24 protein-coding genes and 2 pseudogenes are annotated in these 24,796 nt (G+C 62.3%); 12 read left to right on the top strand and 14 right to left on the bottom strand.

What is annotated here, in order from left to right; translation table 11 throughout:
• Positions 1 to 97 precede the first annotated feature (97 nt).
• The 6 genes and pseudogenes from KXC42_RS24720 to KXC42_RS24695 all read left to right on the top strand — a co-directional run bounded on the left by KXC42_RS24720 (position 98) and on the right by KXC42_RS24695 (position 5,194).
• The gene (locus tag KXC42_RS24720; protein ID WP_064257163.1) at positions 98 to 562 is read left to right on the top strand and encodes a hypothetical protein; all 465 of its coding nucleotides are present in this window, start codon (positions 98 to 100) and stop codon (positions 560 to 562) included.
• Positions 562 to 2,442, top strand: coding sequence for a hypothetical protein (locus KXC42_RS24715; RefSeq protein WP_064257164.1), 1,881 nt, complete (start codon positions 562 to 564; stop codon positions 2,440 to 2,442). The genes KXC42_RS24720 and KXC42_RS24715 overlap by 1 nt, the downstream gene beginning before the upstream one ends.
• Before the next feature lie 17 nt (positions 2,443 to 2,459).
• Positions 2,460 to 2,807 carry a hypothetical protein gene (locus KXC42_RS24710; RefSeq protein WP_156665547.1) on the top strand — a complete coding sequence of 116 codons (348 nt, stop codon included), beginning with the start codon at positions 2,460 to 2,462 and terminating at the stop codon, positions 2,805 to 2,807.
• A 138-nt stretch (positions 2,808 to 2,945) separates the two neighbouring features.
• Positions 2,946 to 3,296 (top strand): hypothetical protein, encoded by a 351-nt coding sequence (locus KXC42_RS24705; protein ID WP_064257166.1) that lies wholly within the window; start codon positions 2,946 to 2,948, stop codon positions 3,294 to 3,296.
• A gap of 616 nt (positions 3,297 to 3,912) precedes the next feature.
• Positions 3,913 to 4,364 (top strand): annotated as a pseudogene (locus KXC42_RS27480) (hypothetical protein).
• Positions 4,365 to 4,492: 128 nt separating this feature from the next.
• Complete coding sequence (locus KXC42_RS24695) at positions 4,493 to 5,194, top strand: restriction endonuclease (RefSeq protein ID WP_169833943.1); 702 nt, start codon at positions 4,493 to 4,495, stop codon at positions 5,192 to 5,194.
• Positions 5,195 to 5,373: 179 nt separating this feature from the next.
• Here KXC42_RS24695 and KXC42_RS24690 read toward each other — a convergent pair whose 3' ends face one another.
• The 7 genes from KXC42_RS24690 to KXC42_RS24660 all read right to left on the bottom strand — a co-directional run bounded on the left by KXC42_RS24690 (position 5,374) and on the right by KXC42_RS24660 (position 9,814).
• On the bottom strand, positions 5,374 to 6,462 hold the full coding sequence (locus KXC42_RS24690) for an IS630 family transposase (protein ID WP_071936304.1): 1,089 nt from the start codon (positions 6,460 to 6,462) through the stop codon (positions 5,374 to 5,376).
• Between the two features lie 142 nt (positions 6,463 to 6,604).
• The gene (locus KXC42_RS24685) at positions 6,605 to 6,937 is read right to left on the bottom strand and encodes a hypothetical protein (RefSeq protein ID WP_064257168.1); all 333 of its coding nucleotides are present in this window, start codon (positions 6,935 to 6,937) and stop codon (positions 6,605 to 6,607) included.
• Between the two features lie 37 nt (positions 6,938 to 6,974).
• Complete coding sequence (locus KXC42_RS24680) at positions 6,975 to 7,211, bottom strand: hypothetical protein (RefSeq protein WP_064257169.1); 237 nt, start codon at positions 7,209 to 7,211, stop codon at positions 6,975 to 6,977.
• Between the two features lie 151 nt (positions 7,212 to 7,362).
• On the bottom strand, positions 7,363 to 8,187 hold the full coding sequence (locus tag KXC42_RS24675) for a hypothetical protein (protein ID WP_064257170.1): 825 nt from the start codon (positions 8,185 to 8,187) through the stop codon (positions 7,363 to 7,365).
• A gap of 169 nt (positions 8,188 to 8,356) precedes the next feature.
• A complete protein-coding gene (locus KXC42_RS24670) occupies positions 8,357 to 8,989 on the bottom strand; it encodes a hypothetical protein (protein ID WP_211270239.1) in 633 nt (210 codons plus the stop codon).
• A gap of 179 nt (positions 8,990 to 9,168) precedes the next feature.
• Positions 9,169 to 9,336, bottom strand: coding sequence for a hypothetical protein (locus KXC42_RS24665; protein ID WP_156666162.1), 168 nt, complete (start codon positions 9,334 to 9,336; stop codon positions 9,169 to 9,171).
• 217 nt (positions 9,337 to 9,553) lie between these two features.
• Entirely contained in the window at positions 9,554 to 9,814 is a 261-nt protein-coding gene (locus KXC42_RS24660) for a hypothetical protein (protein ID WP_064257172.1), read from the bottom strand.
• A gap of 1,791 nt (positions 9,815 to 11,605) precedes the next feature.
• Between KXC42_RS24660 and KXC42_RS24655 the strand changes: the two genes are divergently transcribed.
• On the top strand, positions 11,606 to 12,796 hold the full coding sequence (locus KXC42_RS24655; RefSeq protein ID WP_064257173.1) for a DUF6461 domain-containing protein: 1,191 nt from the start codon (positions 11,606 to 11,608) through the stop codon (positions 12,794 to 12,796).
• A 20-nt stretch (positions 12,797 to 12,816) separates the two neighbouring features.
• Here KXC42_RS24655 and KXC42_RS24650 read toward each other — a convergent pair whose 3' ends face one another.
• Genes KXC42_RS24650 through KXC42_RS24640 form a run of 3 tightly spaced genes read right to left on the bottom strand, consistent with a single transcriptional unit; the run spans position 12,817 to position 15,037 of the window.
• Positions 12,817 to 13,041, bottom strand: a complete 225-nt coding sequence (locus KXC42_RS24650) for a hypothetical protein (protein ID WP_064257174.1) — start codon at positions 13,039 to 13,041, stop codon at positions 12,817 to 12,819.
• A 25-nt stretch (positions 13,042 to 13,066) separates the two neighbouring features.
• Positions 13,067 to 14,185 carry a hypothetical protein gene (locus tag KXC42_RS24645; protein ID WP_064257175.1) on the bottom strand — a complete coding sequence of 373 codons (1,119 nt, stop codon included), beginning with the start codon at positions 14,183 to 14,185 and terminating at the stop codon, positions 13,067 to 13,069.
• 21 nt (positions 14,186 to 14,206) lie between these two features.
• The gene (locus tag KXC42_RS24640) at positions 14,207 to 15,037 is read right to left on the bottom strand and encodes a hypothetical protein (RefSeq protein WP_156665545.1); all 831 of its coding nucleotides are present in this window, start codon (positions 15,035 to 15,037) and stop codon (positions 14,207 to 14,209) included.
• 846 nt (positions 15,038 to 15,883) lie between these two features.
• On the opposite strand from KXC42_RS24640, the gene KXC42_RS24635 reads away from it, so the two are divergent.
• On the top strand, positions 15,884 to 16,288 hold the full coding sequence (locus KXC42_RS24635; RefSeq protein WP_219130573.1) for a hypothetical protein: 405 nt from the start codon (positions 15,884 to 15,886) through the stop codon (positions 16,286 to 16,288).
• A gap of 480 nt (positions 16,289 to 16,768) precedes the next feature.
• Here the strand turns inward: KXC42_RS24635 and KXC42_RS24630 are convergent, their stop codons facing one another.
• Entirely contained in the window at positions 16,769 to 17,542 is a 774-nt protein-coding gene (locus KXC42_RS24630; protein WP_064257178.1) for a helix-turn-helix transcriptional regulator, read from the bottom strand.
• A 185-nt stretch (positions 17,543 to 17,727) separates the two neighbouring features.
• Between KXC42_RS24630 and KXC42_RS24625 the strand changes: the two genes are divergently transcribed.
• Positions 17,728 to 18,555: a hypothetical protein gene (locus KXC42_RS24625; protein WP_064257179.1), complete on the top strand. Its 828-nt coding sequence runs from the start codon at positions 17,728 to 17,730 to the stop codon at positions 18,553 to 18,555.
• A 750-nt stretch (positions 18,556 to 19,305) separates the two neighbouring features.
• Positions 19,306 to 19,548, top strand: a complete 243-nt coding sequence (locus KXC42_RS24620; protein ID WP_064257834.1) for a hypothetical protein — start codon at positions 19,306 to 19,308, stop codon at positions 19,546 to 19,548.
• Between the two features lie 438 nt (positions 19,549 to 19,986).
• On the opposite strand, the gene KXC42_RS24615 is transcribed toward KXC42_RS24620, so the two are convergent.
• From KXC42_RS24615 to KXC42_RS24605, 3 genes are all read right to left on the bottom strand, one after another.
• Complete coding sequence (locus KXC42_RS24615) at positions 19,987 to 20,790, bottom strand: IS5 family transposase (RefSeq protein WP_219130572.1); 804 nt, start codon at positions 20,788 to 20,790, stop codon at positions 19,987 to 19,989.
• A 127-nt stretch (positions 20,791 to 20,917) separates the two neighbouring features.
• A complete protein-coding gene (locus tag KXC42_RS24610) occupies positions 20,918 to 21,136 on the bottom strand; it encodes an alpha/beta fold hydrolase (protein WP_257606237.1) in 219 nt (72 codons plus the stop codon).
• Positions 21,137 to 21,242: 106 nt separating this feature from the next.
• Positions 21,243 to 22,516 (bottom strand): IS3 family transposase gene (locus KXC42_RS24605; protein ID WP_156354424.1). Its coding sequence is split into 2 segments (ribosomal slippage): positions 21,243 to 22,237 and positions 22,237 to 22,516, totalling 1,275 coding nucleotides; the frame shifts between segments, so codons are not numbered across the junction.
• A 461-nt stretch (positions 22,517 to 22,977) separates the two neighbouring features.
• Here KXC42_RS24605 and KXC42_RS24600 point away from each other — a divergent pair.
• On the top strand, positions 22,978 to 24,231 hold the full coding sequence (locus KXC42_RS24600) for an IS256 family transposase (RefSeq protein ID WP_012477009.1): 1,254 nt from the start codon (positions 22,978 to 22,980) through the stop codon (positions 24,229 to 24,231).
• A 218-nt stretch (positions 24,232 to 24,449) separates the two neighbouring features.
• A pseudogene (locus KXC42_RS24595) lies at positions 24,450 to 24,770 on the top strand (IS21 family transposase); the annotation flags it as partial.
• Positions 24,771 to 24,796 lie beyond the last annotated feature (26 nt).

Genomic DNA, 24,796 nt, shown 5'->3' with positions numbered 1-24,796 from the left:
TCGATATGGTGCACGACATGATTCGCTACCGCTTTGGCGCTTCCACAATCACGTTTGGCGACGACCTGTCACTGCGTGGCGGACGGAGGTCGAACTGATGGCCGACGCACCAGCAACTCTCGACGAAATGCACAAGCAGATCGCGGACATCCAGGACAAGATCCGGCGACTGCGCCGGGAGCGGATGGACACCGAGAACACCACCCCGAACCCCGAACCGCTCCGCGTGGCCATCCGCCAAGCGCACCGGGACCGGGACGCCGTGGTCAATCCGAAAGTCGAGGACTTGCGCTCACGGGCGGGTGAACTGACGGACGCGATCGATGAAGTCTGGGCGAGCTGCGACCACATTCGGTGGTCGCTCTACCGCTTGGACCGCACCGGGGTCATCGCGAGGATGTCGTCCTACGGCAAGGACACGCTCAACTCGCTGCAGCAGTCCTTGGAGGAGGAAGCGGTGATGCGGACCCAAACCCTCGAATCGCTCGAAGCGCAGGGCGTCTCGGAGTTCCCGGTACCGAAGCCGTTTGCCATGTACCCGGCGAACCGTAGGGAGTTCTGATGGCGCGCGGCAAGCACCGTCAGGCCAAGCACAACCGCGACATGCGGGAAGCGCAGGACAAGCTCGCGACTGTCCGGGCGGAACTCGCCGAGGAAGAGCGCCTGCACGAGGCGGCATTCAAGGCACGCGCCGAGGCGGATGAACTCAAACGCGAGTTGGACGCTGCGTGCGTGGACCGGGACAGGGCGTGCCAGGCGGAAGTCGATCGACTCGGCAACGAGATCGCCGCGCTCGGCCTATGGGTGAAGTCCCATCGCGCGCTGCATCAGCGGGTCCACGATCGCTGGGGGAGGATGCTGGATCCCATCACCGACGCCCTGGGGGGCGGCAAGACCGAGAGCTTGGAAGCCTTCATGGCGGTGATCGGCGCCGAGGACAGCGTGACTCTTCAGCTCGATGTCGCAGACCGGCGACAAATCTCGCAGGAAGCAGCCACGGCGATTCAGCGCGCTCGCGGCGGACGACGATCGGCTCAACCGAAAAAGCACTACACCGAGGCCCAGAAGCAGATGCGGAAGGAGCTACTCGTCTCACGGTTGCCTGCGGATGATCATCGCGCGGACGCCGATGTCGACGACGACACACGGCAGCGCGCTCTCGGTACCCTCTTCGATCGCACTCCAGCGGCGGTCAGTGCTTGGCATCCGGCCTCGTGGATCGCCGAGCCCAGCCCTGAGTCGGCTGGGTCGGCGCAGGCCCTGGGACTGGTCCTGGGCGAGGAACACACCGACTTCCCGGAAGGGCCTTCCATCCCGACGCAAGCGCACGCGACACTGAGTGCGGCGACACGCAATGCGTTGTCCGGGTTGCCGCCCCGTCAAATATTTACGACGTGGCAGCGTGCGTACGGTGCGGGAACCGAGCAGGCTCTCGATTCCCGGATTCGCCTCCCGATCGCTGCGATGCCTCGTCATCCCATTCCCGCGGACGCGGCCTCGCTGCAGCACTGGTACACCGCGGCAGCATGGGGGAGTGCGCTCCGCTACGCCGGTGGCGCTGGGTCGTGTGCGCCGTCGAGGATCGCGGTCGCCACACAAGCGGCCGTCCCCTTCTGGCTCCCGCCCGGACACACACTGAACTATGCAGATTCGGAGCCGCTCTCAGCCGACGATCGCGCCGACATCCGGTTGCCTTATGCGCAGGTGTTCCTCGCATTCGCTGATCCGCTCCGACTCGACGCCGCCGCACCGTCGACACCTGAGGTGGACGAGTCGTGGGAGTGGATGACGCGCGTCGTCACGGACATCTTGGGCCGCGGTCAGACAAGGTCCCTGGGATCGATGTTGCTGGCCGGAACACGAGGATTCACCGCCGACCGGGTCGACCTCTGCGACATGATCGAGCAGCGCGGGGCAAGGATCGAAGGCCTCGTCCTGCTCGCCGACGCCGTAGGGCGGCTCGACGACGAGTTCGCTTGGTGCGTAACGATCCCCGCCAAGTCCAGCGGCGTGCTCGGGCGATGGACCCTGCCCGCGTCGTTGGACAGCACCGCGTTCCGCGATCAGGTGATCAACCTGGCGGCGGTCGCGGCATGGGGCGATTGGCACAGTGCAGCGGAGGAAACCGACGGGCATGTCACAGTTCGGGAGTCTGCGGACGGCGAGTCAGCCGAACGCAAGGACGGCGCGGTGCGGGTCCTGAACGTGAAGGCAACCGGGCGTGCGGAGTCCGGGGCTGCGCAGGGGACCGGCGCGCAGGTGGCGCCTCATATCCGGCGTGGGCATTGGCGGCGGCAGCGGTACGGGCCGAAGCGTTCACTCGAACGGCGAGTGCGGATCGCGCCGGTACTCGTGAACGCTGCTCGTGGCGACATCGGCCCGCGGGTGTACCGGTTGCCGTCGTTGCCGCGCGAGGGCGCAGCTGTGACGCGTCAGCGGTGAGCGCGCGAGCACTACGGGTGAGTCAGGCATCGCTGGCTATCTCGGTGGTCCTGCTGGTGCTGGTCTATTTCTGGGATCTGCTGTCGTTGCGACTCCAACACCAACCCAGCTGGTGCATGGATCACTACGGAACCCCGGCGCGGTTCGCCAATCTGCTGCCCGACCGCGCGGAGCGGGTAACGGCAGGAGTTACGGACTTCTGGGGATGGCTCCCGCCAGGTGTGAGCTGCACCTTCACCGACGTAATGACCAAAGAAAGCGAGACCCTGACACCGGCCGCGGACAGGTCGTTCTTCGTCGTGGTCCTGGTGGCGATGGTCCTGATTTCAACTGCAGGCATCGTTTTCACCCGGCGAAGGCACTGAACACCAGGAGGTACTGGGCGGTCAGAGCCCCGTCGGCACTGTGGTGGCCGCGGGGCCACGCCGACTCCGCGAAATCACTGAATCGCGTGTAGAAATAGTCACGAAAGACCCACCCGTAGAACGAGAAAGGATCCGCACATGGGGACCTACCATCATGTGGTTTTGCGTTCGGCGGCTGGCGAATACGTCGCCAGAGTGAGGCCGAGCGCATTCGGATGCGACGTCAAAGTCGGTAGTGGAGGATACTTCGATCAGAACGTCCTCCCTGCTGTGACGGCATTCGCGGAGAAGCATTTCGGCACTTCCCTCACTCCCATTTGGGTTGACGACATGTCGTGTGACGGTTGGGAATACAACCCAACACTCGTCGCTCCCTGGGATGGCCCGGTGTCCCTGGACGACGAACCGGAACTTCCCCACCTGGTGCCAGCCAGTCAACAGGGTGCTGCTGTCCGCGCACATCCGGACATCATCGTCGCCGGGATGTAGCCGCCCCCGCTAGCCGGTAACCAGGAAACCGCGGATACATCGCGCGCAGTGTCGTTCTAGGTTCCGTTCAATGCGGCGACGGATTGCTCGTGTTGCAGTTTGGAGTCGACGGGCTCAAAGCAGTTGGGGGAGAATGTATGAACGGATCGAGAACCGTTCCGATTCATCAACTTCGACTGCTGGGAGATCGACGCCAATGCGCAACTGGATTGTGTACGACGACGAGAACAATCACATTGGTACGGTGACCGCCGACGACAGGTATTCGGCGCAAGACAAGGCGCAGGAGATCGAGGGTTGCTCCTGGATCGAACCCGAAGATGCACCGCACACACCGGTCCCCTAAACGGGCCGCGCTCACGCAATAAGGGGATTCGAACCTATTGGTTCGAGTCCCCTTTTCTCGGTGCATATTTGGGTTATGCCGTCGCGCGCTGGCCAAGGCGGCACCCAGGGTGCGGTCGTTGGCGGAGGCATGGGATCCAAGAAAACCGGTCCAGTTGGTCTCGTTTCATGTCAAGATCAGTCGACGACATTTGATGCTGAACGAGAAGGAGATTCGATGCGTTCGATCACACGCGCGGCCCTGGTCGGTGCTGCAGCTCTTCCCTTGGCTATGGCAGCTCCCTCGCTGGCCTCGGCCTCGACGGCTGCCGACGTCACCTTCGCATACAGCGCGTCCGGGTCCACGGTGAGCAATACCATCACCAACAACTCGGGCGGTCCTCTGCAGTGCACCACGGGCCTCGGGACGCCCCTGGTGGCGTGTTGCCGCCGATCGAAGACACGATCGGACCAGGACAAACGATCTACGAGACCGGCGTGATCCCGACGGGCACAACAGTTCAGACAGTCACCGGCATCCCGGACGGCGCTTACGTCGTCTTGGCGTCCTGCGGCAGCCTCGACGAACCGATGAGCATGTGGGCCTCGGACTACCCAGGACTCGAGACATACCTGGCGATGTTCCCGTTCACCACCTACGCCGTGCAGCAAGCGTCCTGGGTGGTCACGCTGCCCGCCGCTGGTGCGCCCGCAGCAGCCCCAGGCGTGAACTTCGGGAGCTGACCCGGCAGCAGGTCTGTAGAACGGCGCGCGTCACCGACGGACGAGATTTCGTCGGCGATGCGCGCCACTTTCATTGGTAGGCGAGGATGCCAGCAGGCATGGATCCCCGGGTTCGTAGAATGCAAGCCGTGGAGGAACTCTGGCTGTGTGGCTACTGCGGTGGACCGCTCGTCCTCGGGCTATCCGCTCGTTGTCGACTGTGCCTACGTGAGGTGAAAGGTCTCAAAGGTGAAGTGCGATGGCGTGACGAGTCGGCCGCGCGCTACCTGGACTCGCGAGGGCCAGGCCTCGGCCAGTGGTACCTCGCGAACAAGGCCCGTATCAAAGCCCAGGCCCGGACGAAGCCAACGGCTTTTGGCGATCCGAAGTATCGGCCAGTTCTCAGTCCCGATGACGCGGAGCATCCATTTCCGTTCCCGTTCGACCTGCCCTCGTCGCAGTCGGACGAGACAGACCAACCATCTCCCACAGTGGACGCGGACGCCCCGCCGCCACGTGTGCGGCTCCGTGGTCGTCCGCTGCTCACGTGGGAGGACGCAGAGGACTTCGCCGAGGACTGGATGCGCAAGAACGGCTACCCCGACGCCAGGAAGACGAAGGCGGGGCCGGACGGCGGAATCGACGTCACATCCGCTCGGGCGGTCGCCCAGGTCAAGTTCTTCTCCTCCAAGATCGCGCTCCACGAAATTCAGCGGCTGAGTGGAATCGCGCACGCGGAGGGCAAGGATGCGATCTTCTTTTCCCGTACCGGCTACACGAAAAAGGCCAAAGAATGGGGCGATCGTCACGGTGTCCGGTGCCTGACATTTCAACCGCGACAACGCCGTTGAATTCGAACGTGGTATCGCAAGTGTTTACCGGGTAAACGCTATGACGTCGCAACCGGTGCGCTTCGTCCGTCAATCATGCTGCGGTCCACCGCAAGTAGCGGCGGATCTGGGCACAAAAAATGACCCCTCCGAGAAGCTCGGAGGGGTCACATCTGTTCGCGGATGGCGCTAGTGGCTCGTCACGCAACCTTGGCCGGGTAATGCGGGTACTCGGTCCACGACCGGATCGGTGAGTCGGGAGCGAATCGGGTTTTCGGTTCGGCACGGGCATTGCGCCACCGCATATACGCCCCGATCGCAGTGTTCTGCTCGGTGTGGCTGCGGTGATCGGTGCCGTTGAGGGCGAAGTACCGCAGTGCCGCGAATTCGGATTCGATCCAGTTGAGCCACGACCCGTAGGTCGGCAAAAACACCAACTCGACGTCATGGTCCTCAGCCCACCGGCGGACGGTCAGGTGCCGGTGCGGGGAGAAGTTGTCGAGCACGACATACAACTTCTCCCCGGGCCACCTGGCCCGCAACATCTTGAGCAGCTCGAGGAACTCGCCGGCGCGTTTACGTGGCTTGATTCGGTAGTACATTCTGCCGCTGGATAAGTCGAGCGCGGCGAGCATGTGCATCACGCCGTCGTAGCGGTGATACGTCGCCCGCAACCGAAGCGGAGACGTCGCCGGCCGCCACGATTTCCCTTTACGGGGTTGCAGGTTCAGCGGCCCGAATTCGTCGACGCAGACGACCCGCCCGTCGGCTGGCGGGGTGTCATACAGCTTGAGGATCGCGTGCATCTTCGACAAAAAATCCGGGTCGGTCGAGGCCTTCCACGTCGTGGTCGACTGCCAGGTGACCTTGCCCTTGCGCAGGATGCGGCGCAGCGTCTCACGACTGATGGCCGGCACGATCTTCTGCGCGATCAGGTGCTCGGTCAGCTTGGTGAGACTCCAGGTGGAGAACGCGGTGATTTTCCAATCGGAGGGGGACGTCCGGGCGATCAAGCAGATCTTCTCGCGAGTCTGCTCATCGATCGTCTTCGGACGTCCCCCGTTCCATTTTGGGTGCAACGCCTCGAATCCCTGCTCGTTGAACGCATGGATGACATCGCGGACGTAATCGTCGCTGACCTGCATCAACGAGGTGATGTCCTTGACGGTCTGGCCTTGGGCGGACATCAGCACCACGATGGCTCGTCGTAGCTTGATCGGGTCCTTGGCGGTGCGGCTGATCTTCTGCAGCCGTCGCCCTTCCTCCATGGTCAACGATCGGACGAACACGCTGGGTTGACGTGCCACGACCACCTCCTTGTCTCGACTCGGAGACAGTCTGCCGTGGACGTGTCGGTCAGCCGCGGATTACCCGGTCAACAATCCGTGACGAGCCACTAGCGCGTCACATCGGGCACGGCGGAGGGAGGGCTCACGCTACGCCAGGCACCGACGCGTCCGGGTACTTGGCGCGGATTTTCTGCTTCGCATCGTCGGACAGAGATGAGCGCCAGGTCTGTTCCACCGGATCGTAGAAGGGCCGATCCGTTGCCATCCGCGACACAACGGCCCAACCTCGGCCGATATTGTCGGAGTCGTTCGACACCAGCCGGTACCCAGCTCGCCCGAGTTGGTTGTCGAGGTCGTCGGATGGTTCGAGAGGAAACGGTGCGGTGATGAACCTGTTGGGGTCGTTGTCATCCCAGCAGACGGAGACCTGAAACCTCTTGCCGTCCTTCGCGATGAATGCTTTGTAGGTGCTCATGAACCTGCCTTTCGTTTCGTAGCGAGCGGGGAAGGGACTACCGGCCGAAGGGAAAGCGGACAGAGTCGGGCAAATCATCGCCGTAGGCGTCACAGCACAGCCCGTACCACGTCTCGTCGTCGGTGTCGGGGTCCCGGATGATCACGACCTCGGTTTGTCGGCCGCAGGCCGAACAGTGCGCGATGTCCTTTGCAGGCGTCATCTTGCGGAAGGGGCCGTTGGCGTCGGTGCCGTCCTCGACCGTGTCATCACTGTTGATTGTGTTCTCCGGCATCACAAAAGGCCTCTCTCGGGGAAGGGTGATAGAGGAAGTCTAAAGCGGATGTCGGATGCGTAGTCGGATGCGAATGGCAGCGGCGGACACGGCGACGAGTTCAGCGTGGACCCGTGCGCCGGAACGGCAGGTCTCCGGATCCGCGCTCGCGTTAGGTCTCTGTGCTCGGGTCCAGGTAGCTCACAGCGGACTCGAGGGCGCGAAGGGCGGCGGGAAGCAGTTCGTTGTTCCGGGTCGTGAAAGGTGTGCAGACGAACAGATTCCAGACCTCTTTGAGGGCCACGGTGTGCGGCGTCAGCGTGATTTCGGGATTGGTGGACGGCCAGATCGGGGTCAGTCCGATATCGGCTGCGGCCTTGTCGATGAGGGAAATGTGGTCCGGTCCCGACGACCATGTTGGTCCCAGAACCATCACGACGAGGTTGCCGACCCGCAGGACGGCGGCGGCTGTTTTTGCTCCTGAAGGGCGGTAGCCGGTGGGGAAGTTTGCGTGGTCGAGGATCACTCGCGGGTCGTTGCGCAGAAGTATCGAGTACTGGGCGCTCAGGGTGCTGGTTTCGTCTTCGTTAACCAGGGCTGCGTACACCCTGGTGCCTTTGGGGACGCCCCCACCCGAGCGGTCGCTGAAGCGTGACTGCAATCGCTGACGTGCGTCTTCTATCGGCCAGACGTCTCCGCCCCGTTTCACGCCCAGCAGCAAGGTGATCCAGACGATCCAGAAGGCGAGGGCGCGGAGGGTGTTCTGCGAGACCGGTGCCCCTGTCTCGATCAAGTCGAGCAGGTCCGTGTTGTTGTGCAACTTGCTGGTTGCGGTGTTGCAGTCGTTACACAGCGATGTCGTGAACGGATGATCGGCAGTGGTTGCGGGTTCGACTCCCATTCGCAGCAGCAGTGCCTGCGGGATGATGTGTTCGAGAGTGGGATTGTCGAGATCTCCGCAGATGACGCATGGGCCTAAGTTCGCGTCTGTCGCCACTTCTGCACTCCTTCGATCGTCAGCGAGCCGGATCGGTCCGCCGTGAAGAATCGAACAGTATTCGACGAGGGTGCAGTCGAGGATGTCGGTGTTGTCGAGCGAGCGGGGGAGAGGATCCGTCGAGGGCGGTCACAACACCGGTGCCTCCCCGCGACCTCCCTAATGCGCGCTATCGCAGAGTGGAAAACTCGACGTCGATGTCCGTCCATGCTTCCACAGCGTCGAGGCGTCCCGGCCGATACGCCGACACGCGCAACTGCATCACCGAAGCATCCTGAGGCACCACGAAGATCAACTCGGCGCCCTGTGGAGAGCCGAACCGTGCCCGTTTCTTCACCGGCTCCACCGGATCGGGGCTGGTGACCGAGAAGTCGTATGGTGCGAAGTTCAGCTCGAAAGTCTCGGTGAGGTCCGCGCGCCCGCATGCGCCGAGTTCGCCTGTGCATCCTCGTTTTTCGATGATCCAACTCGTGGTGGCTGGTGCCGAGCTGATCACGACGTACTTCTTTCCATCCGGTGCGGGTGCACTGTCCGCCGTCAGCTGCTGCGTGGAGTACACCTCGAGGTCGGCCGTCAGCTCGTACGGACTGGCTGTGAGGAAGCCGTGCATTTCGGTGCGGTCCGGGTTGTCGATTCTGCCTTCCATTCGGGCAGGTAACGTGTCCTCTACCGCGTCGACGGCGGGTGCTTCGCTGGTGACGGCTGACGTCGGTGATCCGTCACTACTGCCACATCCTGAGAGAGCGAGTGCGGCGGTGAGAGCAGCTGCGGCGAACGTGGCAAAGCGGGTGGTCGGCGGCACTGTGTTCCTTGCGTGTGGGGGATATTTACTCGCTGCTGAATCGCTGTGTGCTGTCGCTGCGTTACGCGACGCGCAGGTCCTGAACGGGCGCGTGCGGCGCGGAAGTGACCGCCCACCTTCTGATGTCAGGGGACGCAATAGAACTCGTGAGGGCGTTAATGGGCGGGCCAGATGGGCGGCTAAGGGGGCGCACCGTGTGTGGCGGCGCGTTCAGCGCGCGCGTTGGGCTGAGCAAGCGGTGCGGACAATGCGCGGTGCCTGCCGCCGGTGAAGACGATGCCGAAGAGGAGACCAGTTGCGGCGTTGAGCGGCTCGACAATGGTCGTCTGGTACTCGGTTGCGTTCATTGGACGGATGCCTTTCGGCGCGACTGCACGGTATTTCCCTTGCTGCGTCGAGGCTTTCGCTGGCAATGGTGCCGACGAGCTGGTTGTTCGGACGCGGACATACGAAACTGGCACTCGACTTCGAATATGAAGTCGAGTGCCCATACGTTCATGTGAGAGCGACAGCAAGCGCGCCGTTGCAGCCGAGATTCGATATCGCTGTCTGTTCGTCTGCGGTCTAGTCCTTTTCGGCGAGTTCTTTTCCGAGTTGGTCGAATTGTGCGGCCATCCGGTACATCGCCTCGACTTCCTGCTCGGCTTTGCTGTCGAAACCCTGTCTCCATGCGATGACGGCTTGCCGCGATATGGCGTTGTACGTGTCTGTCCACGAGTCGGCCCAGACGACGCCGTTCCACCGGCGATAGCCGTACGGAACGGGTTCGTCATTGGTCATGCCCGGGGGGAGTCCGTCCCGAACAAAGAAGTCTTCCGCTGCCATGGAGTCCAATCCTCTCGATGCGTAATCTGCGCGTAGGTAACGCATTCCGTGAGCGTATCCAGACTGTGCGCCCCGTGGGCGCAGCCGATGCGGTGCGCCAAGCCCGCCGCAAGGCAAGACGTGAGCCTCGCATCCCGCGACCGGAAAAGGGACACGATGATCGCAGATTTGGATCGCGCCGGATTGGGTGAGCGCTCGCGCCGAGCGGCAGATAGTGTTTCGCCCAGCCGGAATCTTGCATGAAACGAGAGAGGTACGAGATGTCGAAAGTTGTTATTGCGGAGGTAAACAAGGTCGATCTGACCGGAGATGGATCATTCGAGGTCGTCGAGACCCGCCTGATCGTCGCGGGCGAGGACTCAAGGACCGCTCAGGCGTCCGAATAGGTGCTCCGTCGTCGGTCGACACAGGGCAGGGCGACGGCGTCGACTCTGGCAACTTGCCATTCGGCGGTGAAACCTATTGCGCAGGAGATGAAACATGGCCATGAAGGTCAGTGCGGACCGCGTCGCGTAGGCAGCGCAAACCCTTGCCGAGATGGACGAGGAAATAGGAGACGGAAGTCTCACGAACTGGACTGCGCGCAGACTGCGAGAGGAAGCCGCGAAGCGTAGAGCGGGCGAGGCTTGACCCGGATCCGCTGACGGCCGGAACAGTGTACAGGCCTGTGTTCCCTTGGGCCGGTGCACCTTTCTGTAATTGCTGACAGCGACGGCATTGTCGCAGGAGGGTAGCTGCGGGACGGATTGGCCGGACAAGTGGGGACCGTCAGCTCACGGCGGCGCGAGAACTGGCGCCGCTTCTGTATATTCGGACGAGTGAGTGGTACGAGCTTCCGACTTCGATCGGAAGCGGTCAGGGGCAGTTGCGTCGCAGGCAGGCGAACGACAGTTTCGACCAGTCATAGTGGTGAGGTAGACAGGCGAGTCGGGCGAAAGCAGCAAGAACGGTCGCAATCCGTTCCGCGAAAGCTGCTTTCGTCCGGCTCGTTTCTATTCGATACGCTTGGGTCGTACGCACTCAAGGCTGGCGTATGTGCATCCAATGCGTCTGAGCCGACGTTTGGTTCATCGTTGTGGGACCCACCATGATCGACTTCCGGCGTTGGGAAGCCCCCGAGTTGGTTGGTGTGCCTTACGAACCGAACGCGAGGGAGCCGGTAGGTTCAGGCCTCGGTTCAGGCCCGACCAGAATTTCGTACTGGACTCGTTCGGAAAGTTGTCCGGAGCCCCACATCCATCCGCCCCCGTGGCTCATTTGGCCGCATAGTCCGAACAGGCTGTATCGACCCTGGGGGAGGCCAGTTCGTGTCACCGTGACCGTCTGTCCGGCCTGAGGATAAATGGTGGCGTCAGTGGGGTCTGACGGGTGGTTTTGCCAGTCGGGGTTTTCGAAGGGGAGGACAGAGTCGCTGAAGCCTTCGGGGCTGCCGTCAATCGAGAGGGTGCAGGTGCGCGTGTACCCCTTGACGACACGAGGTCCATTCGGGTTTGTGATGGTCGCGGTGATTGACGAGTCGCCGCTGGTGAGTGTCACCACTGGAGGCAGTGTCGAATCAGTCGGTTGGGCGCTCGCCACAGCGGGGAATGCGAGCGGCGCGAGCGCTGCAATGGCCACAACAAAGGGTCTTTTCATGGGTATTTCGTATCACGTCCCTTCACCGGGATTGGCGGTGCCGCCGGTTAGTATCCCGCCGCGAATCCGCCCGCACGGGGGGAGCGGCTTCAATATGAGCCGGGGGCACTTCGGCATTCGCTGCCTGTTGGCGGTCTTCCGTGAAACTGTGGAGCTGTGGCTACCTACCGCGATTACTCCTGGCTCCAACCGTATCGGGACGGCAGTCTCGCTCTCGGATACTGCGTCGCCGCCATCCCCGGCCGCACCCCCGCACAGGTGTTGGACACGCTCGGCGCTGCCCATGTGACCGAAGCGATCGGTATTGCTGAACTCAGCGGGGTGGCACTGGACCTCGCCGAACAATCCGACGTCCCCGGCCCGAGCGATGTGGTCGCCGTCGCCATGGTGGACGAGGAGAACACCTTCTTGCTGCAGCTCAACGGCGGAACATTCGCCGTCACGGATGAGTTGATGCTGCCACTGCTCCCCGATCGTGAGGTCGTCTCGCACTACCTCAGTGTGAACGCCGACAGCGAATTCGTCTGGTGGTCCAATGGCGAACGGGTCGCCCATGTCGAACTTTTCGGTTCCAACCCGGTGATCGGGGACGAGCGGCTCGTGGACCTGATTCTCGATGTCGGCGGCATCGGCATCGATGACGATGCGAGCAGTGAGCCCGGCGAGCATGCAGTGGAAGGTGCCTTCGCCCTGGCCGAACGAATCACCGGCGTAGCAGTACCCGCTGCCGTGTTCGAGGCGGGCGTCTTCAGCGTCGCCGTCGTCCCCAGGGACCAACAAACTACCTCCCCCGACCCCCACACCCTCCCGGGGCGCGACAACCCGTCGTCGTGGAGGGCAGTCGCGCACCGCTACTGGGGCGCGGATCGAACCCCGCTGCATGCTGTCATCACCAAAACACGATCTCGTGGGCGTCCCGGCGCTCAACTCGAATTCTGGTACAAACCGCGCAGCTGCATCCGTCTGGCAGACCAGCAGGGGACGCTGTATCTGCAGAACCGGCAACGACAGACATGGTTCCGCACCGACGGAACACTCCAACGACGAAGCAGCGGATACAGCCTCGACATCTACCTCGAACAACTCCTCCTCGTCCACCTCTCGTGGCCGTCCACACGGTTCACAGATCTACTCCCACCGGACACGATCGGCGATGCAGTGGAGGTGAACGGGCGCCCGGCATGGGAATTCGCGATGCCACCGGACGGACTCGGCCTCGATTCCACAGCCGCGTTCGACGCACAAACAGGTATCCCCCTGAGGTGGGTGGACAAGTCATTTACGCTCGAACTCTCGGACGTGGAAACCGGCATTCATGTCGACGACGACTTCTTCACCGGCCCTTGACGACCGACAGGGGCGATCGCTCAGGTGGGACTGGGACCGTCCTTCTGCGTGATTCCGCGTGCACGTAGGTACTCCTGCCATCCGCACACGGGACAGCTGACCCGATATTCGTACATGTCGTTGTCGCCGTGGCCGAGGGATTCGACGTTCGTGTCGGCATCTCCGTTTTGCGGGCAGGTGTTTCCGGTGAAGTAGTCCTGCCCCACGCGGATGGCGAGAGCGATCGACTTCTCGTGAAATCTCATGCCTGAACTGCGTTCACGTATGTCGTCATTGCTGCGATTCCAGCGTCCAGGCGGGCTGGTCGGTCACGTCCGAGCCATTGTGCAGAACCCAAACACACGGCTCGGAACTGTAGGTGGCAGCGTCGGTGAACCAGTATGTTTCGTCGGGTGCCCAGCCCGCGATGACGCTCGCTGTGTCGGCATCGACGTCGATCGCGGTTCCTGCCGCCGCGAGGTATCCCGTCACGGTAAGGTGCACTCCCTCAGAACTTTCCGCGACCTGCACCCAGTCCGGGATGACCCACCTGCCTGATCGGCCGGTAGTCCGGTACCAAACCTGCCGCGTTTCTGCGGTGACCTCGAGTGGGAACCGTCTGCACAGATCCGCCCAGGCTTGTGCACTGTCGATCTCGTAGATGCGTGCGCCATTCGGTGGCCGCAACGCTCGCACGACGGCCCGTTCCCATCCCATGCTGTCTTCGACGAACCACAAGCCCGCCGCTGTCCCGTCGAACAGCGCCCTCGTCGAACACTGAGTGGGTGGATCCGACCACCAATAACCTGACCAGTTCGCTGCGGGATCCACCGGGCGGTCACGTTCGGCTCTCGCTTCCGATTCCAGGGTGCTCGTGCGCCACTCGCTGAGGAGTTGTTGCGCAGCAGGCACTTCGCCTGTGTTCGCAGATTCGTCATCTCGGCACCCGATCGTCCATTGGTCGGGCGCGGCAAGCGGGCTGCTCCACCATTGCGCCTGTTCGGATCCGGCAATGTGCTCCGCGACGCGTCGAAGCTCATCTTGCATAACCTCGGTGGCGACGAGGACGTCTTCTCCGTCGGGTTCCTGCCAGTAGCGTGCCGCATCGACGGCTTCTGCGAGGGCGGAGCGTAGATCGACGGCGGTGACGTCGGGGAGCGAGATTTCCGAGAGGCTACGCGCCACATCCTCGGCGGTGACTATTGTCCGCCGGGCCTCTTCGGCGCCCGGGCCGAACAACACTCGGGAGGTGCCTTGCCCGACGTCGAGGTGATAAGCCGCCCGGTGAGCGCTGATGCGGAACATGCCGTCGCCTGGCTCGGGCCGCAGGGCGCGTTCGGCGTCGATCGCGTACGCGAGCAGCATCCGGCGCCCCCGCGGGCCCGCCAGCAAAATATCCGCACTGAGCATCAGTTCTCCCGTTCTCCCGGTTCAGGTGACGGTAGCCGAGGTCGGTGAGACCGAGAATTCACTCCCCGCATTGTCGGAGCATTGGACCGTGTCATCACGCACGACGCAGGCGTAGTCGCCGACGCGGAGAGTTTCGTTGTTGTTCAGGACAGTTGCGGTACTGCCGTTGGCGTACCGCTGCCGTTCAGCTTGCTGGATGCCTTTGGAAGTGGCGGAGATGAAGATCGTGTTCGGGGTGCAGTCAGCGCCGGTGGACGTGCCGCCGACGGTGCACGCGGCGTCCGTGGGGATTGCGCCGTGACATCCCGCGCCTTCTGCGATCCCGGACAGGTTGATTCCGCAGGTGAAGTTTCCGTCGCTGGTCGTGAACTGGTAGGACCCTGCTTTCGTTGGGTTCGCGAACGTCTCGGGATCCACTGCGGCAGAGCGTGGTTCCGTCTCGAACGTGCTCGTGAATGCGCCGCCGTCCATAGCGATGTCAGAGTCGGTGGCGGAGCAGTTTTGGGTTGCGAACATGAACAGCCCCATATTGCTCGGGCCGGTCTTGGGCGGACCGCCGTTGGGGCCTTCTATCGGCAGGCGGTATGGATCGCGCGGGATCGCTTGCTTGCTCGAGACCTGAACGTCCGGAGCGAAGACCGGCTCGCGCAAGACCGCCGGAAATTGAGCCAGATCGACCTCGGCAATCAGATCGTTTCCGATCACACGGGATGAATCCACGGTGCCGACAACACTCTCCAGATCGAATCCCGATTTCGCGCGTTCCGGGGTCAGGGTGCGGCTTCCGCTGACCGTCCAGACGTTTTGCGTATCTCGTTGGAAGAACAGGCTGTAGTCGTTCGGGCCGTTCATCCCACTCGGGTACACGGCAAACGAGAAATCGACGGATCCTGGCTGTGCGATCGTCTGGCTTCCGACCCCGGGCACCTGAAGGGGCGGCGGGGGAGGCGGAGCCAGAAACGACAAGCTGATCTTGACCCGATCACCAGTGGTGTGTTCGACGGTCGCTGCCCGGACCTGCACTTCCGCAGGCGGAGGCGTGTTCGTCGCGAACGAATCCGGATCCGGGTTCGTCCACACGCTGCATTCAGTGGCGAAGGAGGACGGGAGAGAGTCCCAGTCCAAAGCCCCGGCATCGCTGCTTCCGGAGCTGCAGCCCGCGAGGAGCGCGACCGACACTATTCCGAACATGGCAGCCGGAGCGCGTCGGCGGCGAGGCTTCCGCAGGGGAGTGAACGCTGTAGGAATGGGCACGCATGATTGTGACAGACAGGGCGCACTGGCCTTGTGGGATGAACACGAACATGCAAGTCCCACAGGCACACGCAAGAGCGGCATCCCACCGACCGCGGCGTGGGCAAGCAACTCGGCGCTGCACCAGCACGCCCCGGAGGTGTGCCGATAGGTGCGGGTCGCACATTCCGATGACCCGGACCTGCCAGACTGGATTCATGGCAGCGATACACGTGGCAGTCAGCCGATGGACCTGCAGAGGTCCATGGTGGCGCGGCTGGCGCCGACAGAACGGACTCGAACTCCACATCGAGGGGCACGGATACACGCAGACATACGGAACGCGAGATCTCGACGTCGCCCGAATGATGGTCCTCGACTACCTCGCAACAGTTGACGCGCCAGCTCCGCACGACGCGGAGATTCAGTGGACCGACAGCGGAGGGTAGCGCATCGCAGCCGTGGATGGATGAGGAAAATCGTTACGCGGCTGTCGACCGCCGCATGACGAGAAATAGCGAATACCGGCCGGTGGAACGTAGTCCTGAAATCCGGGCATCCCCAATCTGCGATAGTTTGATCACCAGCTTGCAAGTCTCACAGTCCGCTTCGACGCCGATACAACGGAATGGGAACATACACATGGCCTTTGAACTACCCGCACTCACCGACGAGCAAAAAGAAGCAATCGACCACTGGCAGGACCAGTCTCCCGCTGGCGACTGCTTCGTCAGCCCGGCGAACAGCGACGGCGCAGTGAAATTGCTGAAGATCACTGACGGCCGCGAATTGATGTGGATCATCAACCCTGACGGATACTTCATGCCGAAGTCTCGGAAATCGGGCGGCGCGTGGGAGGATGTCCTCTGACGACGCCGGGGGAGACCAGTGATGACAAAGAAAGACGCCGGGGAGTATGACGAAAGTTGCTCTCGGATCTGGTTCTATCCTCAGTAACCCGAAGCCCTTGTTGATATTCCATTGTCAACAAGGGCTTCGGGTTTCGTTCGGCAGATAGGGTTCGCACGCCGCCGACTGTTCGAGAAGTCAGAAAGCTACTGCTGTGCTTTGAGCGCAGTTTCACCCTCGCTCGTGAGGTAATAGGCTGGCGCTCGCCGTTCTGAAGCGTGGACTTCTTTGGGGTAGGTATTAACCCATCCATTCTTGACGGCTGTTGCAAGTGAGCTTCTGGATCCCCCGGACTCCGTAACTTCTCCGGCTGTGGTTCCCCGGCCGATTATGGACTCGTAGCCGTTCAATGCGCTGAGGGTGATTTTCATCTTGTCGGACATCATGGCGCTTCTCCCGTTTTGTGTTGGTAGACAGTGGATTGCGTGCTGGTCTGCACGGCTAGCTGCTGAGCTGAGCGTCTGAACTACTTTGTGGGAGTGAAGGCTCGATCGAATCGGCGATCGCTCGTTGTTCTGCGACCCATTCTCGATGCCCCAGATGATGGCGTTTGCTGCCCATCCATCCACAAGTGCATTCGTCGTTGGAGAACAGGTGATTGTCTGTTCCCTCGGGGCTGGTCAAAGGAGTAACTGTGTCCCGGATGTGGAGAGCCAGCGCACGGAAGCGTTCCCGCACGGTGTCTTCGGGATACAGCGGGTAGCCGCCGATGTCGTGCAGCACGGCTTTGAGGGCGTGCACGGCGTCGCGGAGCTTGGGCCGTGCCGCCTCGATCAGCGCTCGACGTTGGAACGGCAGATCGACGGCGGGGGAATCGACCGAGTGGTCGCCGTGGGCCGCTGCGGCGGAGAGGGCGTTGAGCGATTCGTTGAGCTGGTCGATGGCCAACGTGATCGATTGCTGGGTATGGTGCGCGGTCTTTGACACAAGGTCGAGACCGGCGTTGGGGTCGTACGGACGGGGATTGCCGATGAGGTCGTCCAGTGTGGTGTCGAAGATGCGCGCAAGCGCAGCGGCCTCGTCGAGTCGGATGGTGCGGGGGTGTGCGCTGTCGCGGGTTTCGATCTTCGCGATCGTCGTCGAGTGAGCGCGGAGGCCGTTCCTGCTGAGCAGTTTCGCGAGGTCAGCCTGGGAAAGGTTCCTGGCCTCGCGTTCTATGCGGACCCGACGCGCGAACCGTTCTTCGGTTCCATCCGCAGATGTCTCGATAGCCATATTGGGAGTGTAACCAATTTGGGATGGTTGTGGCAGATCGACGCCGAATTGGGCTGTCAACAGTGGTGAGTCAATGCTCCGACCGACTTCGCACAAACGCTGACCAGGCGTGCTCTGCTGGATGCGATCGGTGCGATCTGCGAAGGTCAAGCAGCGGAGAGCATCTAGGCCGGAAGGAAACGCGAATGGATGGAGGGAAGATGCTGACGCAGGACCAGTCGATCGAGCTGCTTACCGAACTGGGAGCCGAACTCGCATCTCGTGGAGTGCGAGGTGCGTTCTTCGGCGACGGCGGCGCAGTCCTATCCGTGGCATTCAACACCCGTCGATTGACAACCGACGTCACCGCCGTTTTCGAGCCGACAAATGTAATCTCCGAAACTGCCCGTGTGGTGTCCAGGCGACGCGGGAGGTTGTCCGACGCGTGGGTCAACGACGTGGTGAAGGGATTGTTTCCCGAAACGGAGCCCGCGCAGCAAGTCGTACTGGAAGTTCCAGGGCTCAGTGTTTGCGTACCAACCCCGGAATACGTTCTCGCACTGAAAAACCATGCCTCACGGGTCGACCACAACGCGGACGACATCAAGTTCCTCGAAGACTTCCTCGTACCTCGGGCCAAGAACAATATCGACGTCGCGATACGCGGCTACCCACGTACGGCGACTTCCCCGAAAGCTCCGGCGGCGCTGGCCAATGCCCTCCGGTCAGTCGAAGAGAACGAGTACGTGCGCTTCACCGCTCATTGGATTTCCGAGGCAGGCAACGTGGATGACGAACCGGACCTGACCGGAAACGACGTCGTCGATGCTGTGGTGTCCGCGGCTTCCGCGCTTGTGGGGATGCGCCGCAACGGAAACGAGCCCGAATGGACTACGCGACCAGGTCGGGGACTCCGGTCGAGGCTCTGGCACCCGGGGAACCCCCGAATGTTCGCGTACTCGCTCGTTCACGCCCCCGCCTCCTTCGCTATCCGAGGTGTAGTAATCGAAAAGGATTCGTTGGCGAGCGTGTGACGGCCGATCAACGACGACAATCGAATCCGCATGAACAGCAGGGTTACATCACATCGCCCCATCCTGGCCCGCATGCCACGTCTCGGTAGATCAGAATGAGGGGTGACATCCGGTGGAATTTCTGAGAGGGCCTGCCATTCACCCGGGCACTGGACATCAATGAAAAGTGTTGAGACCTAGTAGGCTTCGAACCGCTTAGTAGACAAGCTCCGCGTCGGCGAACTCGTTCGCAAACGGATCGAGCGGCGAGCCGAAATTCAAGATCGTAGACAGTTCAGGAATAGGAGAGAAATCATGGGGACGTGCCGATGGTTTGCGATGTGCACGAACGAAGCAACAACCACGTTGAAGCATCCAGTTCTGGGGGAAGTGCCAACCTGCAAGCGCTGCAAGGACAAGGACGCGAGACTCAACGCTTCCTGAGGTCGGACAAGCTGGCGTCGGACAAGCTGGCAAAGCCTCACCAACCTCCCGCGGGTGAGGCTTTGCCATGATCAGAGAAGCGCCGCCACTGATCGCCGCCGCTGATGTCGGTTCGCGAACCCCAGATCCCGCAGATCAACGCTCACCGCCAGCAGTCGCACAGCGGCACCTACACGGACCACCGGCCTCATCGCCCAAGCAGAACGCCCGCACCGGCCCTCGCTGCCACCCTTTGAAAGGGCCAGCGCCGGACAAACAATTGCCTCCGCTTTGGCTACCCACCCGGGCCTGCGCCGCAGGTCGATAAGACGACAGGAGACCGAAACGATGGTCGAGCAAACCTCATCCAGCCCCGAGAGGGTGACCTACCGCGCTGAGAACCGCAAATTTGAGAGTGTTCCACTCGCGGAAGGGATGTGGGCACTGTGGGAGGAAGTTGAAGGCAACTGGTTCACCCGTGCAGACGGCTGGATCGCGCCCCTCGACCAGATCCCCGCCCTAATCGAACAGGAACTGGTTGAAACCGCAGCACAGGCCGAAAGCACGAAACTGGAGCGGTTCGGCCGATAGTCGGCGTCGGTCATCCCGGACGACGAACTAACCCGACGACACCCGCGCGGTGACGCCGAGTCGGCCACGCGAGCCTTTGGCAAGGATGGTGAGTGAGCTTCGGCTACCGATCGCTCTTCGGATCCGGTCGGCCAGTTGTCGAGTTCGGGCGTGGCAGGAGCGCGGGCGTTTGGACGCTACACGCACGACAGACGTAGTGACAGCGAACTCGACCTACCCATGGCCTAGGCAGAGATCATTCCAGTGTCGCCTTCACGATGTGCCTTCTCGCGTTCTGTCCTACGGTCACGTCCCTGAGCTCGAAACTGTAAAGTCCGCCGATGATCAGACTGTCGGCAAGATCTTCATCACCTGTGTTCAGGATTCCGCATGACGTGACGACCGAGACAGGTTCTTTGTTTTCGTACCACTCCGGGTGGACGACATAACGAGGTTTTCTCACCAGGCCGGTGCTTGCAGGTGAAGAAGAACGAGAGCCGCAGCAGCGATCGAGCCGATCCTCCACGGACACAGACTGATTCGCTGCAGCGCCTTCCACCGGGTCTTCAGCAGCGCGTTCGCGCGTTCGGCCGGAGCACGCATCGCAGACAACACCGTGTTGCGGCAACGGGCGCCGGCATCGAGACCATGGCCTTTCGTCGGGACGTGGACACCGATCCCGGCACCGGTGTACCCCTTGTCGGCGAGGGTGGGCATCCCGCCGGCGGCAGCGTGGTAGAGGGCGCCGAGGATCCCGCCCCGACGAGCAGCGGTGAGGTCGTGCACCGAACCGGGGGCAACCTCGGACACCCAGATCGGGTAGCCGGTCGGATCGGTCAGGACCTGGACGTTGCCGCCATGGCGGCGATGTTTACCCGAGTACCACACGTCGTGCCCGGACTCGGAACGCTCCCGGCAGCGAGTCGAGGCGATGAGGGTGCCGTCGAGACAGACATGCTCCCAGCCGGACTCGATCCCACGTTCGAGCACGTCGTGCAGGTCCGGGGCGTGCGCAGCGATCACGTCGATACCTTCATGGAGATACCGGTAGGCGGTGGCCTGCGAGATGCGGGCATCGCGCGCCAGGGTGGCGACAGCGGTGCCGTCGCGAAACCACCGCAGCACCATCAGAGCCTGGACGTAGACGGTCGCGGCCCGCTGCCACGGCCGGCGATCGGTCCTGCGGCGGTGGGCAGCGAGGATACGGGCGACGAAGGTCAGGGTGTGCTCGGGCACGTCGAGCGTGGCACGATAGGTAATCACGTGGGGTCCTGCTCCGGGTTGCTTCTTGCTCGAAACAATCCCTACCAGGCAGGACCCCACGTCCTCTTTTCACGCCACACCGTTCGGATGTCTTTGCTGTCGTCGGTGACTCTCTGGTGAGAAAACCTCAGTCCATGTCGGTTCCGACGGGCGGCGCCGGTGCCGCAGTCGCACTGCTGATGATGACCAGCTTCTTTACCATCTCAGGGTACTTCAACGCGAGAAGGACCGCCGTCATGCCGCCGCGCGAGTGACCCACCAGGGTCAGGTTCTTGAGCCCCAACTGAGTTGCAAAGTTCGCAACGTGTTCGGCGACCGCGTCGACAGTCCAGTCTTCGTCATTCAGCGGGAGACCAGTCTCGCCCTGACCGAGTTTGTCGACCGCGAGGACACGGCCGTACTCGCCGAAATCCTCTAGAGCGTTGTGATCCCTCCCGGCGTTTCCGGAGAGCTCATGGTGTGAGCGCTTCCTCCGGATTGAGGGTGCGCATGCGATCGTAGTGGAGTTGCTCTGCCCGGTCGGGGGTGAGGTCGTGGCAGTAGCTGTGTGGTCGTTCTCGGTTGTAGAACGCCACCCATTCGGCGGTGCCCAGCGACAACTCAGTGGCTCCATGGAACAGGGGCTGGTTGTCGACCAGTTCGTTCTTGTAGTCCGAGTTCACCGATTCGGCCAGGGCATTGTCGAAACTGTCCCCGACGGTGCCGATAGAGGCCGCGATCCCTTCCTCGGCCAATCGCTGCCCGAACACGATGGCAGTATACTGCGATCCGGCGTCGCTATGATGGACGAGTTTGCTCAAATCGACTACCCCGCAACGTTTTCTGTTGTCGATCGCATTGTTGATCGCATCGGTCACCAAGTTCACCGTCATCTCCGTGGCCACCTTCCAGCCGACGATCTTGCGGGCGAACACGTCAGTCACGAAGGCTGTGTACGCCCAACCGGATTCGGTGCGGCAGTAGGTGAAATCGGCCACCCACAGGCGGTTGGGTGCCGCGGCATAAAACTGCCGGTCGACCAGATCCGTCGGCCGCTTGGCCGCCGCGTCAGGGATGGTCGTGCGCACCCGTTTCTTCTTGATCGCGCCGTGCCATCCCATCTCCCGCATGACCCGTTCAACCGTGCAACGGGCGACATCTAATCCGTTGCTGCGCAGCATTATCCATGTCTTTCGTGAGCCCAGAACGCGGGTCAGGGGTTTGTTCTTGCGGAGCATGAAGATCGCATCGATGACCTGCGCGTCAGCGAGCATACGGGCGCTCGGCCCGCGGTTGATGTGGTCGTAGTATGTGGACGGGGCGATGCGCCAGCCGTGCTCAGAGAGCACGGCGCACATCGAATCGACACCCCAGATAAGACCATCCGCACCCACCCGATGTCCCTGGTGGGTGCGGATGAAGTCCACAATTACCGGTGTGGCCGGTCGATTTCGGCCGCGAAGAAAACCGACGCCGCTTTCAGGATGCCGTTGGCCCGTTTGAGTTCGGCGACCTCCTGTTTGAGCCTGCGGATCTCCTCGTTGTCGGCCCTCGAGGCGCCTTCCGCATCAGCGGCCGGGGCCTTACGAACCCACTGACGGACAGTCTCCGCCGAGGTCACCCCCAACAGATCTGCGGTCTTGCGCATCGCCGGCCACTCCGCCGACCCGTGGGCCACCAACTGGGCCACCATGTCCACGGCGTCTCGCTTCAACTCAGCCGAGTACCGCTTCGATCCTGCTGCCATAGGTTTCATCCTCCCTTGAGAGGAGCCCTCCGGAAATCCCGGGAGGGATCATTGCCCCAGGATTCAATTCCGAGCGGTACGAAGAACCCGAAATGCCCCCCATGGATGAGGAGGATCGGATCCTTGTCCTGACCGTCGTCGAAATAACGCGTCTGAACCCCTCTCACATCGACGGTATGGAGCTTCTGGGTGATTGAAGAGCTTGGCAAGGGTAACGCCTTTCTGTGCACGATAACGATTGAACAATTCATCGCAGTTCGACCCCTACCGACGTGGTAGTTCTGGCCAGTAGAAACCTCTTCTGCGAGTGCCTGAAAGCTACGCGCCAGTAGTGCCCCATAGAGTGGTGTAACCCGGTGACCAGCACCACAACCGACAGCGTGTCGCTGCTGGACGTGAAACGGTCACCGCGTGATCCTTCGAGTCAACCTTCCACAGAATCCTCGAACGGAGTCATCACGATGACCGCACCCCACATTGTCGACCCTGCGGGTGTATTGCACCAAGCCCTGACCGACGCGTCTCCCGACCTGATGCGCGAACTGCTACAAACCATGATCAACGCCCTGCTGTCCGCCGAAGCCGACGCGGTCTGCGGCGCCGAATGGGGCCGACAGTCCACCGAACGAGTCAACCAGCGCAACGGATACCGACGCCGCCCGCTCGACACCCGCGTCGGCACCATCGACGTCGCCGTCCCCAAACTCCGGTCCGGGACGTATTTTCCCGAATGGCTCCTCGAACGCCGTAAACGCGCCGAAGCGGCATTGATCACCGTGGTCGCCGACTGCTACCTGGCCGGGGTCTCCACCCGCCGGATGGACAAGCTGGTCAAAACCCTCGGCATCAACGCACTGTCGAAGTCCCAGGTCTCACGCATGGCCGAAGACCTCGACGAACAGGTCGCCGCGTTCCGGCAACGCCGACTCGATCACGCGGGCCCGTTCACGTTCGTCGCCGCCGACGCATTGACGATGAAAGTCCGCGAGAACAAGCAGGTCGTGAACGCAGTCGCGATGGTCGCCACCGGAGTCAACGCCGACGGGCACCGCGAAGTGCTGGGCCTGCACGTGGCCACCAGCGAGACCGGGCCGGCATGGAACACCTTCTTCGCCGACCTGGTCGCCCGCGGTCTGAGCGGGGTCCGGTTGGTCACCTCCGATGCACACCGTGGTCTGGTCGATGCGATCGCGGCGAACCTGCCCGGTGCTGCGTGGCAGCGATGCCGGACCCATTACGCGGCGAACCTGATGGGTGTGTGTCCGAAGAGCATGTGGCCGGCGGTCAAGGCGATGTTGCATTCGGTCTACGACCAGCCGACCGCCGATGCGGTCGATGCCCAGTTCGATCGTCTTGTCGAGTACACCGAGGACCGGCTCCCGGCGGTCGCCGAGCACCTGGGCAATGCCCGCCAGGATCTGTTGTCGTTCAGCGCATTTCCGAAGGATGTGTGGACTCAGGTGTGGTCGAATAATCCGGCCGAGCGTCTCAATCGAGAGATCCGACGTCGGACCGATGCGGTGGGGATCTTCCCCAACCGTGACGCGGTCGTCAGGTTGGTCGGTGCTGTTCTGGCCGAGCAGACCGATGAATGGACGGAGGGCCGGCGGTATCTCGGGCTCGAGGTGCTGGCTCGTTGTCGTGCTGTGGGCACCGCGCCGGAGAGTGTCGGGGAGGTGGTTACGGAACCTGCTGCCGCGATTCCTGCTGCATAGTCAGGACAGGAGAAGGGATCACCGTCCTACACCACCTTCTGGGGCTTGACCTACGCGCCTCCGCATCGACTGTCAATAGAAAGCGCTGTGGAAGCCGCGAAAGGACTGGACTTCCTTGCACCAACGGGCGTGCCCTCTACGTTTGTCGACGGCGGGTGAATACTGACCCCCGGGTGACGGGTGAATCTTGACCCCTCCCGACCCTGGGAGGGTGATTGGTGGAGCAGTGGGCCGAGATACGCCGGTTGCATAACAGCGAGGGTGTGCCGATCAAGGAGATCTCCAGGAGGCTGGGGATAGCGAGGAATACGGTGCGATCAGCGTTGGCCTCATCCGAGCCGCCGAAGTACAAGCGAGCCCCGAAGGGATCGCTGGCCGATGCGTTCGAACCGGAGATCCGCAAGCTTCTGGCGGAGTATCCGACGATGCCGGCCACGGTGATCGCCGAGCGGATCGCCTGGCCGCACTCGATGACCGTGCTTAAGGACCGCGTGCGAGCGATCCGCCCCGAGTACCGCGGGGTTGACCCGGCGGACCGTATCGAGCACAAGTGAATATTCGTCTC

Source organism: Rhodococcus sp. LW-XY12 (assembly GCF_019317345.1).
GTDB classification, from domain to species: domain Bacteria; phylum Actinomycetota; class Actinomycetes; order Mycobacteriales; family Mycobacteriaceae; genus Rhodococcus; species Rhodococcus pyridinivorans.
The sequence above is the reverse complement of the archived record's forward strand: the minus strand, read 5'-3'. Positions and strand labels throughout refer to the sequence as shown.